Here is a 14,156-nt window from a genome sequence, read left to right as displayed (position 1 = left end):
AAAAGCGCTATAATAAGCTTATCTACCAGAAAGGTCACAATGTTGCAATGAAAATTTATTTTCAGTTTATGTATATCCTCTTATTCTCTATCGTTGGAGAAACCTTATCCACAGTACTCAAACTTCCGGTACCAGGCTCGATTATTGGCATGGTTTTATTATTTTTTGCCCTTAAATTTCGATTTATCAGATTACGTCAGATTTATGATGCAGGTCAATTTATGATTGAAAATATGACCATTCTTTTTCTTCCAGCTGGCGTTGGGATTATGAGCCATTGGGATGCTATTTCCAAGTATTGGTGGCAAATTATTGTGATTACAGTGCTTGCGATTGTTGTCAATATCGCAGTCATTGGCTTTGTCACACAATTTGTCAAACATCGTTTTGAGGGGGATTACAGAAAATGAAAGAAGTTGTAGCAAATCCATTATTTGGTCTCACCTTATCCATTTTTGCTTATTTTATTGCGGCACAAATTCATCGGAAATGGACAAATCCTGCGACAACGCCATTATTATTAGCTGTCATGATGGTGATTATTTTTTTGAAAGCCACTGGAATTTCTTACAGCGATTATTACGTTGGCGGTTCTTATCTCAATACCTTGATTATCCCTTCAACAGTCGCCCTAGGCATCCCACTCTTTCAAGCTTTTAAACTCATGAAATTTCATGCGCGCAGCATCATCGCAGGTGTTGTGATTGGTGCTATTGTTAACACGACTTTAACAGCACTCCTCGCCAAAGCCTTTGGTATGAATTTTTTCCTTGCTATTAGTCTCTTTCCTAAATCCGTAACTACCGCCATGGCCATAGGAATTACCAGTAAAATGGGGGGGATGACGACGATTACGCTTGTTGTTGTGGTGGCGACTGGGATTTTAACCTCAGTCGTTGGGCCTGTGTTGCTTGATTTATTTGGGATTAAGGACAAGGTGGCGAAAGGTGTAGCTCTGGGTGGCACGGGTCACGCTATTGGAACAGGTGCAGCTATGCAGTTGGGGCAAATTGAAGGCGCGATGGCAGGTCTATCTATTGGGGTGACAGGCATTGTTTACGTTATTGTTAGCCCAATTATTGCTGCTATTATTTTGAAATAAACAACTGGACTTGAGGCAACAGCTATCTAATTTTGAGATAGCTGTTTTTTTATGTTGGTCAGTTCCATAAAATATCTAGTTATTTTCTTGACAAATATAAGGCTTTCCTTTAGACTGAATTTATAGAAAAGATAGCGTTTTCATTCATCGAACGACTTATAAATATAAGATACTGTTTGATAAAGAAGTATGAAGGGTATCTAAAACTATATAGAAAGTAGACAGAGTATGACGACTTTAAATTTCCCTGACGATTTTTGGTGGGGAGCTGCGACATCTGGGCCACAAACCGAAGGCCGTTTCAAAAAAACTCATGCCAATATATTTGACTATGAGTTTGAAATTAAACCTGAGCAGTATTGGCATGGTATTGGTCCTGATACGGCATCGAATTTTTACAATGATTATAAAAATGATATTGCATTGATGAAGGCAGCTGGCTTGAATTCCGTGAGAACATCCATTCAATGGACACGTTTGATTGATGATTTGGAAAACGTTACGGTTAATCCTGATGGGGTGAGATTTTATAATGCTGTCATTGATGAGTTCCTTGCGCAAGGCATTCGACCAGTGCTTAATTTACACCATTTTGACGTGCCAGTTGAGTTGATTCATCAGTATGGTGGGTGGGCATCAAAGCATGTTGTCGACTTATTTGTCAAGTTTGCTGAGAAATGTTTTGAGCTTTTTAGTGACCGTGTAACAGATTGGTTCACGCATAACGAGCCAATGGTTGTCGTTGAAGGTGGTTATCTCTACCAATTTCACTATCCAGATGTAGTTGATGGTAAAAAAGCAGTACAAGTGGCTTATAATTTGCAGTTGGCATCGTCAAAAGTGATTGCAGCATTTCGACGATTGAACAAAAATCCTAATGGTAAGGTTGGTGTTATTCTAAATTTAACTCCTAATTATCCAGCGACTAAGTCTGCAGCGGATTTAGCTGCAGCACATTTTGCAGATTTGTGGCAAAATCGATTATTTATGGATGCCTCTGTTAAGGGGGAATTTCCAGAAGAACTAGTCGAAATTTTAATAAAAGACGAAGTACTTTGGGAGTCAACACCGGATGAATTAGCCATTATTCGTGAAAATACGATTGATTATTTAGGTGTGAATTTTTATCATCCCAATCGTGCGCAAGCACCAAAGTATTCATCAGATTCCCTTGCCGTAGATTGGCTACCCAATAAATATTTTGAGGCTTATGATAAACGCGGTGTCCGAATGAATATTGATAAAGGCTGGGAAATTTATCCAAAAGCCCTATACGACATTGCCAAAAACATTCAAGAAAATTATGGCAATATTGCTTGGTTTGTCTCAGAAAATGGTATGGGCGTTAGTCGTGAAGAACGTTACTATGACTCCGAAACAAATCAAATCAAGGACGATTATCGCATCCAATTTATCAAAGAGCACCTTTATTATGTTCATAAGGTTATTGCAGAAGGTAGTAACTGTTTTGGGTATCATTTGTGGACGCCAATCGATTGCTTTAGCTGGCGCAATTCTTATCGTAATCGCTATGGCTTAATCTCAGTCGATATTCGACGACAAATTAAAACCTTGAAAAAATCAGCCTACTTCTTTAAAGATCTAGCAGACACCTCAAGACTTGAATTACATGAATCAGAAATGGAGAAATAACACAAATGGCACTTTTAACAATTGACGTCGGTGGGACAAGTATTAAATACGCAAGCTTTGACAAGGGACAACTTGCAAACAAAGGCACAAAGGCAACACCTAAAACTCTAGACGCCTTTTATCAGGTCTTTTCAGAAATTAAAGAAGAAGTCTCACAACATACTGATCTGACAGGTATCGCCATTAGTTGCCCAGGTGCGGTTAGTAAAGCTGACGGAGTCATCTATGGTGCATCAGCTCTGCCATATATCCATAATTTCCCAATCAAGACAGCTTTTGAGGAACTGCTTGGCTTACCTGTTTCAGTCGAAAATGACGCCAATTGTGCAGCATTGGCTGAAGTGTCATATGGTGCAGGAAAAGACTATCAAGACTTGCTATTTTTCGTCATTGGAACAGGCATCGGCGGTGTGGTCGTTCTAGATAAAAAAATTCGACACGGCGCGCATCTCATGGGCGGAGAATTTGGTTTCATGCTCATGGGTGATAACACTTTATCCGTTGATGCAAGCCCTGTTCGCATGGCGCAAAACTATAATACAGCACATAATACAACCTATAATGGTCAGCAGATTTTTGCTCTGGCTGAAGGGGGAGATCAGGCAGCACAAGACCGTGTTGCGACCTTATTTGACAGTCTGGCGCGTGCTATCTTTAATTTACAGTACGCATTAGACCCAGAAATCATCCTCTTAGGAGGTGGTATTTCGCAGGCAGATTTCCTCATTCCAAAACTACAAGCAGCCTTGCAAGTCGTTTATGACAAAGTAGGGATAGCAACAATGATGCCCAAAATTGCCGTGTGTGAATTTCAAAATGATGCCAACTTAATTGGTGCGGCTGCTGATTTCTTAGCTGAGAATAGTTAAGCATGATGCCATAACAAAAACTTTCATTTTAAAAGTGGAAGTTTTTTTGATATGAACAGTGTGGCTATTTCTATCAATAAACATCTCATCTATGACTGCTCTGTAAGGCAAGAATCATCATTTCATTATTTTGTATCATGACAATCAGTCGGTGTAGTCACCAATTCGCTAGTGCCAAAGTGTTGCTTGACTATAAAATTCTTTTATTTTACATCAAATAAACGTGTTTCTCCTATAAGAAAACATATTTGCCTTGACAATCAGAAAAAAAGCCGTTATCATAGGTTGAGTAATCTGATAGAAAGTTGGCTAACCTCATGGTAACAGCGACAACAAAGAAAGCAACCGTTAAAAAAACGGCTGCTAAAAAACCGACAACGAAGAAAACAACTAAGAAAAAAGCAGCAACAAAAATTAAGAAAAATTTGGTCATTGTCGAATCACCAGCTAAGGCAAAGACAATCGAAAAATATCTCGGTCGCAATTATAAAGTCGTTGCGTCTGTTGGACATATCCGTGATTTGAAAAAGTCAACCATGTCTGTCGATATTGAACACGACTATGAGCCTCAATATATTAACATTCGAGGCAAAGGACCATTAATAAATTCCCTTAAAAAAGAGGCTAAAAATGCTAAAGCCGTCTATCTCGCAAGTGACCCGGATAGAGAGGGAGAAGCTATCGCTTGGCATTTAGCGCATATTTTAGGTCTTGATGTACATGATAAGAATCGTGTCGTCTTTAATGAGATTACCAAAGATGCTGTCAAAGATGCCTTTAAAGAACCACGTTCGATTGATTTAGACTTGGTAGATGCGCAACAAGCACGCCGTATTTTAGACCGCTTAGTCGGCTATTCTATCTCGCCAATTCTTTGGAAGAAGATTAAAAAAGGCTTGTCAGCAGGTCGTGTTCAATCTATTGCACTAAAACTAATTATTGACCGTGAAAATGAAATCAATGCCTTTATTCCAGAAGAATACTGGTCAATTGAAGGTAATTTCAAAAAAGGTGCTAAGAAGTTTGCAGGTAGTTTTTACGGTCTTGACGGCAAGAAGAAGAAACTACACAAAAATTCGGATGTGCTTGAAGTCATGGAACGCTTGACAACAGACGAATTTACAGTCGATAAGGTTGATAAAAAGGAACGTCGTCGCAATGCGCCACTACCTTATACAACGTCTTCTCTCCAACAAGATTCAGCCAATAAAATTAACTTTAGAGCGCGTAAGACCATGTCTGTCGCCCAACAACTATATGAGGGTATCACGTTAGGTCCCAATGGTCATCAAGGCTTGATTACCTATATGCGTACCGACTCGACACGTATCTCGCCAGTTGCCCAAGCGGCAGCGGCTAGCTATATCGTCGATACCTTTGGCGAAAAATATAGTAAACACGGCAGTAAAGTTAAGAATGTTGCCGGTGCTCAGGATGCTCATGAGGCCATTCGGCCGTCCAACGTTTATAATACGCCTGAGGCCATTGCCAAGTATCTTGATAAAGACCAGCTCAAACTCTATCGTCTGATTTGGAATCGTTTCGTTGCCAGCCAAATGACGCCTGCTGTTTTTGATACGGTTAAGGTCAATCTTTCGCAAAATGGTGTCATGTTTACGTCAAATGGCTCACAAGTCAAATTTGACGGTTATATGGCCGTTTACAATGACGCGGATAAGAACAAGATGTTGCCGGAAATGGCTGAGGGTGATGTTGTTAAGAAAGACAACATCAAGCCAGAGCAACATTTTACGCAACCACCAGCACGTTTCAGTGAGGCTACGCTAATCAAAACATTGGAAGAAATCGGTGTCGGTCGTCCGTCAACCTATGCGCCAACGCTTGAAACGATTCAGCGCCGTTACTATGTCAAGCTCTCAGCTAAGCGCTTTGAGCCGACAGAACTCGGTGAAATCGTCAATAACATGGTCGTCGAGTTCTTCCCCAATATCGTCAATACAGAGTTTACAGTCGATATGGAGCAGTCACTGGACGATGTCGAACACGGCATGCGCAAATGGGTGGAGGTCGTCGATGAGTTCTATAAACCTTTCGCCGTTGAGCTTGAAAAAGCTGAAACCGAAATCGAAAAGATCCAGATAAAAGATGAGCCTGCCGGTTTCGACTGTGATGTCTGTGGTCATCCTATGGTGATTAAACTTGGCAAATACGGCAAGTTTTACGCCTGCAGTAATTTCCCAGACTGTCGCAATACCATGGCTATTGTTAAGGAAATTGGCGTCGTCTGCCCGACTTGTCATGAAGGTCAAGTCATTGAACGCAAGTCTAAACGCAATCGGATTTTCTACGGCTGTGCCCGCTATCCAGACTGTGAATTCACCTCATGGGATAAACCAATCGGTCGAGATTGTCCAAAATGTGGTCAATTCTTGGTTGAGAAGAAAGTCCGTGGTGGTGGTAAACAAGTCGTGTGTAGTAATGGAGATTATGAAGAAGAGAAAATTAAGTAATTTAAATTAGGTTATATTCAAAACGCTGTCAGTTGATAGCGTTTTTTGCTTTTTTTTAATTTCATTCAATACGTGAATAGAAAGTGCTTTAGAATCTGTATCATATGAAAACATCTCAAAAGAGGTGTTTTTTTGACAAAATGAATCGTCGTGTAAACTTAAATCAGAAGATTTTTGCCAAAATCAAAAAAATAAGGTATTCTAGAGTATGGAGCTTTTTTAAAATCATGTCAGAAGGAAAGCCTAGAGAGGTTTAAACGCTGGTTTGATTTGAAAAATCTAGACTGTATGTCCAAAGGAAAAGTAAATTGACAATAGATATTAATAATTACAATGATGATGCCATTCAGGTTTTGGAAGGCCTAGATGCGGTCCGTAAACGTCCAGGGATGTATATTGGCTCGACAGACGGGATTGGTCTCCACCATTTGGTTTGGGAAATTGTTGACAATGCTGTTGATGAGGCTTTGTCAGGGTTCGGTGACCAAATCAATGTGACAATTCATAAAGATGGTTCACTAACTGTTTCTGATAGCGGTCGTGGAATGCCAGTTGGTACTCATGCAACAGGTATTCCAACAGTTGAAGTTATCTTCACAGTACTTCACGCGGGTGGTAAGTTTGGTCAAGGTGGCTATAAGACCTCAGGTGGTCTTCATGGTGTCGGATCATCCGTCGTGAATGCCCTCTCAAGTTATCTTGAAGTTGAAATCACGCGTGATGGTGTTGTCTATCGCCAACGTTTTGAAAATGGTGGCAAACCAGTCACAACGCTTGAAAAAATCGGTAAAGCACCAAAGTCTAAAACAGGGACAAAAGTCCACTTTATGCCAGATGCAACGATTTTCTCAACAACAGACTTTAAATATAGCACCATTTTTGACCGTCTTAATGAATCAGCTTTTCTTTTACCTAATGTCACATTGACACTGACAGATGAGCGCAATGAAATTGATGGTCAACCTGAATCAGCAAGTTTTCACTATGAAAATGGTGTGCAGGATTTTGTCGCTTACCTCAATGAAGATAAGGATACTTTAACGCCTGTCATGTATTTTGCAGGGGAAGCTGAGAATTTCCAAGTCGAAGTAGCGATTCAGTACAATGACGGCTACTCTGACAACATTCTCAGTTTCGTCAATAACGTTAAAACAAAAGACGGTGGGACGCACGAAGCGGGGCTTAAACAAGCCATTACCAAATCCATGAATGAGTATGCCAGAAAAACAGGCCTGCTTAAAGAAAAGGATAAGAACTTAGAAGGCTCTGACTACCGTGAAGGTCTGACTGCCATTCTGTCTGTACTTGTACCAGAAGAGCATCTCCAGTTTGAAGGTCAAACCAAGGATAAATTGGGTAGTCCAAAAGCACGTCCAATCGTTGATAATATTGTTAGCGATAAATTAGCTTTCTTCTTAATGGAGAATGCGGAATTATCACAAAACTTGATTCGTAAAGCCATTAAAGCGCGTGATGCGCGTGAGGCAGCTCGAAAAGCGCGTGATGATGCGAGAACGGGTAAAAAAGGCAAGAAAGATAAAGGTCTCTTATCGGGGAAACTCACACCTGCTCAGGGTAAAAATCCTGCTAAAAACGAACTTTATCTGGTCGAAGGAGACTCAGCCGGTGGTTCTGCTAAGCAAGGTCGTGACCGTAAGTTTCAGGCTATCTTACCACTTCGAGGTAAGGTCATCAATACTGAGAAAGCCAAGATGGCAGATATTCTCAAAAATGAAGAAATCAATACCATGATTTATACCATTGGTGCGGGAGTTGGTGCGGATTTTGATATTTCGGATATTAACTACGATAAAGTCATCATCATGACCGATGCCGATACCGATGGTGCGCATATTCAAACCTTGTTACTGACATTCTTTTATCGCTACATGAAACCACTCGTTGAAAATGGCCATGTCTACATTGCCCTGCCACCGCTTTATAAAATGAGTCAAGGTAAGGGGAAAAATGAGAAGATTGAGTATGCTTGGACTGATGGTGAATTAAACGAGGTTCGTAAGAATTTTGGTAAAGGTGCGATTTTACAGCGTTACAAAGGACTGGGTGAGATGAATGCTGACCAGCTCTGGGAAACGACTATGAATCCTGAATCGAGAACTTTGATTCAGGTGACCTTGGATGATGTGGCACAAGCTGAAAAGCGTGTGTCTGTCCTCATGGGTGATAAGGTTGAGCCGCGTCGTAAATGGATTGAAAATAATGTTGAATTTACGCTTGAAGAGAAAAGTGAAGTGATGCAATAAGATGCACGTACCCCAATTGATAAAAAATATGAAACCGCCACAGATGATTATTTTCGGATTTTTATTTGTGATTCTGATTGGCTCGATTTTTCTAGCCTTACCAATTTCGGACCAAAATGGCCAAGCGACTTCTTACTTGGACAGTCTTTTTATGGCTGTTTCAGCAACTTGTGTGACGGGTTTAGCTGTTGTGAATACTGCCGACCACTGGAATACTTTTGGTCAGGTGATTATTCTCATCATGGTTGAAGTGGGCGGTCTGGGGTTTATGAGTTTCTTAGTACTCTTGTTGAACATGACAGGACAACATCCGTCTTTCAAATCTAAAATGCTGATTCGTGATGCCTACAACTTTACGAGTTTCAACAACGGTGATAAATTGGTCAAGTCCATTGTCAAATTGTCCTTGGTGACACAGTTTATCGGTGCGGTGTTGCTGAGTGTAGATTTTATCCCTAAATTTGGTTTGGGGAAGGGGATTTGGTTTAGTATATTCCATTCGGTTTCGGCTCATTCTAATGCGGGGTTTGATTTATTTGAGACGTCACTGTTTCAATTTAAGGACAATCCTTATGTCTTGATGATTATGAGTTTACTGATTTTATCAGGTTCCTTTGGCTTTATTGTCTGGTTTGACTTGATTAATTTTCACGAAGTTAAAAAAATCACCTTGCATTCTCGCCTGGCATTGACGATGACAGCTATTTTAGTTGTCTCTGGTACGATTTTATATAGTTTACTTAATATAAAAAGCTTTGACGGTCATCCAGTTACTTACCTGGCTCAAAACTTTTTCCTGAGTATCACACCGCGTTCTGGTGGCTTTACCTTTAGTAATTATAATGCGACGAGCTATGCCAGTCTTGTTTTGACTATGGTGTTAATGTTTATCGGTGGGACGTCAGGTTCGACTGCTGGAGGGGTTAAGACGACGACTTTTGGTGTTCTGGTGATGAATATTCGTTACATTTTTAGTAATCGTTTCAAAACAATTTATCATGAAAGACAAATTCCGCGTCGGATTATTCGACGTGTTTATGAAATCATCTTTATTTATTTAGCAATTATCTTTACCTTCTCTTTTGTTTTATTGATAACGGAGGACTTACCGCTAAATAATGGGATTGAATATGTCTTTTTTGAAGTCATTTCAGCACTAGCGACGGTTGGTCTATCCTTGGGGTTGACACCAGATTTGACTGCAATTGGTAAACTCTTAATTATGGTACTAATGTTTATTGGGCGAATTGGGATTATGACAGTCATTTATGCTCTTGGTAGCCATGCTAAGATAGATGAAGAATTGATTCAATATCCAGAAGAAGAAATTGTTGTTGGTTAGGGATTGACTTAACCTACCTGGGACTTTAAAGAAAGAATATGAGATGAAAAGTTTTTGTGTGATTGGCTTGGGGCGATTTGGCTCTAGTGTGGTGCTAAGTTTAGTCAAAAATGGTCATGAAGTGGTGGCGATTGATACTGACGCCAAGAAAATTGATGATTACAAGGACATTGCGACACACGTCATGATTGCTGATGCGACTGATGAACGAGTGCTTAAAAATGTCGAAATTGATAAATTTGACGGTGTGGTTGTCGCAATTGGCAAAAATGTGCAAGCTAGTATTTTGACGACGATGATTGTGATTGAGGCTGGCGCTAAAAACGTCGTGGCTAAAGCAACGACCGATGTGCAAATCAAAGTCTTGACGAAAATTGGTGCTGATAAAATCATTCAGCCAGAAAAAGATGCTGGTGAACGAGTTGCCGATAATTTAGCACACCCAGATATCTCCGAATACCTAGATTTATCGGATGATTATTCATTTGCTAAGATTGTCGTCAAGAACATCAAATTTAATGGCCTGACCCTATTTCAAGCAAACCTAACACAAGACTATCATGTTAATGTTGCTTTTGTTAAGAAAGCAGATGGCTCTGCCAGTATCGGAAAACATAATACCAAAATCGTTTTAGACGATGTCCTTTATGTTGTCGGTACCAAAGCAGATATCGAAAAATTCTCTGAAATCATTTAAAAAGAAAAAGAAGAAATTATGAGCAATGTACAAAAACTCTCTCTCGAAGAGATTATGGGCGACCGATTTGGTCGCTATTCTAAATACATCATTCAGGAACGGGCTCTGCCTGATATTCGGGATGGCCTAAAACCCGTTCAACGGCGGATTCTCTATTCGATGAATAAAGATGGCAACACATTTGACAAGAGCTACCGGAAGTCCGCCAAGTCAGTCGGAAATATCATGGGTAACTATCACCCGCATGGTGATAGTTCGATTTATGATGCCATGGTCCGTCTCTCTCAGGACTGGAAAATGGGACAAGTTCTCGTCGAAATGCACGGTAACAATGGCTCAATGGATGGTGATCCACCCGCTGCCATGCGTTATACAGAGGCACGTCTATCTGAAATTTCCGCCTATCTCTTACAAGATATCGACAAAAACACCGTGCCCTTTGCATGGAATTTTGATGATACCGAAAAAGAACCGACCGTTTTACCAGCTAGCTTTCCAAATCTCTTGGTCAATGGTTCAACAGGGATTTCAGCAGGGTATGCGACGGACATTCCGACGCATAATTTAAGTGAAGTTATTGATGCCACAGTTTATATGATTGACCATCCGAACGCGGGCGTTGATAAACTGATGGAGTTCCTACCTGGTCCAGACTTTCCAACGGGTGCGATTATTCAAGGCAAGTCTGAGATTAAAAAAGCTTATGAAACCGGTAAAGGTAAAGTAGTCGTTCGTTCTCAAACAAAGATTGAAGAACTTAAGGGTGGAAAAAAGGAAATTGTCGTCACTGAAATTCCTTACGAACTTAACAAAGCTACCCTAGTTAAAAAAATTGATGATGTTCGTGTGAATGCCAAAGTAGCTGGCATTGCTGAAGTTCGCGATGAATCTGACCGCGACGGCTTACGGATTGCCATTGAGTTGAGAAAAGATGCAGATGCTGAATTAATTCTGAATTATTTACTCAAATACACGGATTTGCAGGTCAATTATAACTTCAATATGGTTGCGATTGACAATGCAACACCACGTCAAGTCGGGATTGTCCCAATTCTATCAAGCTATATCAGCCATAAACGTGATATTATTCGTTCTCGCTCAATCTTTGACCGCGATAAGGCTGAAAAACGTCTGCATATCGTCGAAGGTCTGATTCGTGTCCTGAGCATTTTGGATGAAGTCATTGCCCTTATCCGTGCCAGCGATAATAAAGCGGATGCCAGAGAGAACTTGATGGCATCTTACGACTTTAGCGAACCGCAAGCTGAAGCAATCGTGACTTTACAACTGTATCGATTGACAAATACGGATGTGGTCACTTTGCAAAGTGAAGAAGCAGAGCTCAAAGAGCGCATCACAACATTGTCAGCCATTATCAATGATGAAAAAACAATGTTTAACGTGATGAAACGTGAACTTCGAGAAGTTAAGAAGAAATTCGGTCAACCTCGTAAAAGTATTTTGGTGGATGAAGTGGTCGCAGTTGAAGTTGAAGCTGCCTCACTCATCGTTAAAGAAGAAACGATTGTCAGCGTGACGCGTTCCGGCTATGTCAAACGCACAACGCCACGTAGTTTTTCAGCCTCTAAACTGGAGGAGATTGGTAAACGTGAAGATGATAGTCTCATTTTCCACCAACCTGCCTTAACCACGCAGCATCTGCTGATGTTCACAACCTTCGGCAATGTCATCTATCGACCAATTCATGAATTGGATGACGTTAAATGGAAAGATATTGGCACCCACAGCTCTTCTTTGGTCAATAACTTTTCTCAAGAGGAAGAGATACTATTCGTCCAAATATTAGACGATTTTGATACAGAGACTCGGGAGCTTATGGTGTCGACCAAATTTGGTTTAATCAAAAAAGTAGCACTCGCTGACTTTAAGGCTTGGCGGACTTACCGCTCTAAATCTGCGCAATATGCGAAATTTAAACAAGCTGATGACCGTGTTGTTTCAGTTGCCTTCGATAAAAATGCCGACATGATGCTAGTGACACACAATGGTTATGCCTTGAGATTTCCATCTCAGGATGTGCCAGTTGTAGGTGCAAAAGCAGCAGGTGTTAAATCTATTAACTTAAAAGACGATGATTTTGTCGTTGCAAGTTATTTTGCTGATACCGATTCATTCTATATTTTGACGCAGCGTGGTTCTCTGAAACGTGTGAATTTCAATGAAATTCCAGCTAAAAGCCGTGCAGGTCGTGGCTTACAAGTACTCCGTGACCTCAAAAAAGCACCACATAAAGTCTTTGCCTCAGGTACAGTGAAAAACGTCTATGGAGGCGATTTATTCTCTGAAACTGACCAAGAATTACAAATGCTACAAGTCCTATCACAAACTGATAAATTATTTGAAATCAATTTACCAGACTTAAATCTGCTCGACCGGACATCAAACGGTTCCTTTATCTTTGATGAGGCGATTGAGGGTGGCGTTAAGTTGGCTAATATCAAATAAATATTTCGTAAAATTTAGGATGATGTTACTTACAAATCTAAAAACCCAAAAGACCAAAAAACTCTATTTTAGTCTCAAAATAGGGTCTGTATACACTATAAAGAGCCTTCAATTCGAAGACTCTTTTTCTAATTTATAAACTGATTTTCTGGAAAAAGTAAAAAAATTGACTGTATTTCTTAGAATAATCAATTCTATGAAATATAGTTAATTCTAAGAAAGATAACCTATGTAACAAAATTATTATACTAAAGTTTTTTAAATTTTGCAAGCCTGTTATTTTTTGCATCAATTTTTTTGTGAAATAAGACTTAGCAAATGGTAAAATTGGACGGTAGAGAAATGGATCAATCTTTTAGAAAAAATTTTCACTTTTAAAAAATGCTAGGAAATAGAAATCTATCTACTAGAGGTAGCTATAAATAGGCTTTTGCGCTAACAAAAAAGATAATCAGTTAGTTCAATTTTAATATATAAACGATAGAAAATTTTAAAATGTGGAGATTCCAGTTGTAAAATAACCAATTTAATTTTAATCTTCACTGTTAAGATATCTAAGTATGATATTGAAATTTATATATTATCTATAAAGGTCAATACAAAATTATATAGGAAGTGTTAAGTTGTTAATGAAAAAGAAACTTGTCTATTTAGATCTAATTTTAAAACAGTCAGGTGACTTGTGAAATACGAAAAAATTAAAAAATACTAACTTATACGATGTGGAAAGGAAGAAGATTATAAGTATTAATTTAGAGTAAAGGAGAAAGAAAAGAGGGAGAAAAATAGTATCATTGGGGATATGTTCTATTTTTCTAGTTCACTATTTTTGTCATATGTTTTATTTGACGAACATATAATTTCAAATTTTTATTTTCTAGTATGAGATATTTTGGTTTATCAGCGTGAGATAAAAGTAACGAAGTTACAAACCGTCAAAATAGCCGTCAAAAATAAATATGAAAAGGGGTTTGATGTTATCCTTAATTCTTAGAGTCACTATTGTATAATTTAGACAAAGGACAAAAACATGAAAAAACGCTACTTAAAAGAATTTAAAGAAACCCTTATCGCCTTCTATCATTCTGGTCAATCCGTCACCCAGCTGTCTAAAGAATACGACGTGGCCCTGCAACAATTTATAAATGGATAGACCTCTACTCTAAATCTAATGAAAGCTCCGTCTCTAAAGCTGATTTTCTAGAATTAAAAAGACAACTGGCTAAAGTTAAGGAAGAACGAGACATCTTAAAAAAAGTATTGACCATATTCGCCGAGAAAAAGAAGTGAGT

Annotated in this window: 9 protein-coding genes and 1 pseudogene; all 10 read left to right on the top strand. The window is 39.3% G+C overall.

Annotation, left to right across the window (positions count from 1 at the left end; translation table 11 throughout):
- Positions 1 to 47 precede the first annotated feature (47 nt).
- Positions 48 to 410, top strand: coding sequence for a CidA/LrgA family protein (locus HZR21_RS07385; RefSeq protein ID WP_003139277.1), 363 nt, complete (start codon positions 48 to 50; stop codon positions 408 to 410).
- Entirely contained in the window at positions 407 to 1,102 is a 696-nt protein-coding gene (locus HZR21_RS07380; RefSeq protein WP_003139278.1) for an LrgB family protein, read from the top strand. The genes HZR21_RS07385 and HZR21_RS07380 overlap by 4 nt, the downstream gene beginning before the upstream one ends.
- 228 nt (positions 1,103 to 1,330) lie before the next feature.
- Positions 1,331 to 2,755, top strand: coding sequence for a glycoside hydrolase family 1 protein (locus HZR21_RS07375; protein WP_180747088.1), 1,425 nt, complete (start codon positions 1,331 to 1,333; stop codon positions 2,753 to 2,755).
- Between the two features lie 5 nt (positions 2,756 to 2,760).
- On the top strand, positions 2,761 to 3,624 hold the full coding sequence (locus HZR21_RS07370) for an ROK family protein (RefSeq protein ID WP_180747087.1): 864 nt from the start codon (positions 2,761 to 2,763) through the stop codon (positions 3,622 to 3,624).
- 317 nt (positions 3,625 to 3,941) lie between these two features.
- Positions 3,942 to 6,095 carry a type I DNA topoisomerase gene (gene topA / locus HZR21_RS07365; RefSeq protein ID WP_180747126.1) on the top strand — a complete coding sequence of 718 codons (2,154 nt, stop codon included), beginning with the start codon at positions 3,942 to 3,944 and terminating at the stop codon, positions 6,093 to 6,095.
- A gap of 308 nt (positions 6,096 to 6,403) precedes the next feature.
- Entirely contained in the window at positions 6,404 to 8,359 is a 1,956-nt protein-coding gene (gene parE / locus HZR21_RS07360; protein WP_180747086.1) for a DNA topoisomerase IV subunit B, read from the top strand.
- 43 nt (positions 8,360 to 8,402) lie between these two features.
- Positions 8,403 to 9,701: a TrkH family potassium uptake protein gene (locus tag HZR21_RS07355; protein ID WP_180747085.1), complete on the top strand. Its 1,299-nt coding sequence runs from the start codon at positions 8,403 to 8,405 to the stop codon at positions 9,699 to 9,701.
- A gap of 43 nt (positions 9,702 to 9,744) precedes the next feature.
- The gene (locus HZR21_RS07350; RefSeq protein WP_003139287.1) at positions 9,745 to 10,398 is read left to right on the top strand and encodes a potassium channel family protein; all 654 of its coding nucleotides are present in this window, start codon (positions 9,745 to 9,747) and stop codon (positions 10,396 to 10,398) included.
- A gap of 18 nt (positions 10,399 to 10,416) precedes the next feature.
- Entirely contained in the window at positions 10,417 to 12,864 is a 2,448-nt protein-coding gene (gene parC, locus HZR21_RS07345) for a DNA topoisomerase IV subunit A (protein WP_180747084.1), read from the top strand.
- Between the two features lie 1,030 nt (positions 12,865 to 13,894).
- Positions 13,895 to 14,156 (top strand): annotated as a pseudogene (locus HZR21_RS07340) (transposase); the annotation flags it as partial.

This window comes from Pseudolactococcus laudensis (genome assembly GCF_013449735.1).
In the GTDB taxonomy this organism is placed as follows: Bacteria; Bacillota; Bacilli; order Lactobacillales; family Streptococcaceae; genus Pseudolactococcus; species Pseudolactococcus laudensis.
This window is presented reverse-complemented; position numbering and strand designations above follow the sequence as displayed.

Excerpts from the sequence above, each read along its gene's own strand:
- HZR21_RS07375 (WP_180747088.1), top strand. The coding sequence starts at position 1,331 with ATGACGACTTTAAATTTCCCTGACGATTTTTGGTGGGGAGCTGCGACA.
- parC (WP_180747084.1), top strand. The coding sequence starts at position 10,417 with ATGAGCAATGTACAAAAACTCTCTCTCGAAGAGATTATGGGCGACCGA.
- HZR21_RS07350 (WP_003139287.1), top strand. The coding sequence starts at position 9,745 with ATGAAAAGTTTTTGTGTGATTGGCTTGGGGCGATTTGGCTCTAGTGTG.
- HZR21_RS07370 (WP_180747087.1), top strand. The coding sequence starts at position 2,761 with ATGGCACTTTTAACAATTGACGTCGGTGGGACAAGTATTAAATACGCA.
- HZR21_RS07385 (WP_003139277.1), top strand. The coding sequence starts at position 48 with ATGAAAATTTATTTTCAGTTTATGTATATCCTCTTATTCTCTATCGTT.
- HZR21_RS07355 (WP_180747085.1), top strand. The coding sequence starts at position 8,403 with ATGATTATTTTCGGATTTTTATTTGTGATTCTGATTGGCTCGATTTTT.
- topA (WP_180747126.1), top strand. The coding sequence starts at position 3,942 with ATGGTAACAGCGACAACAAAGAAAGCAACCGTTAAAAAAACGGCTGCT.
- HZR21_RS07380 (WP_003139278.1), top strand. The coding sequence starts at position 407 with ATGAAAGAAGTTGTAGCAAATCCATTATTTGGTCTCACCTTATCCATT.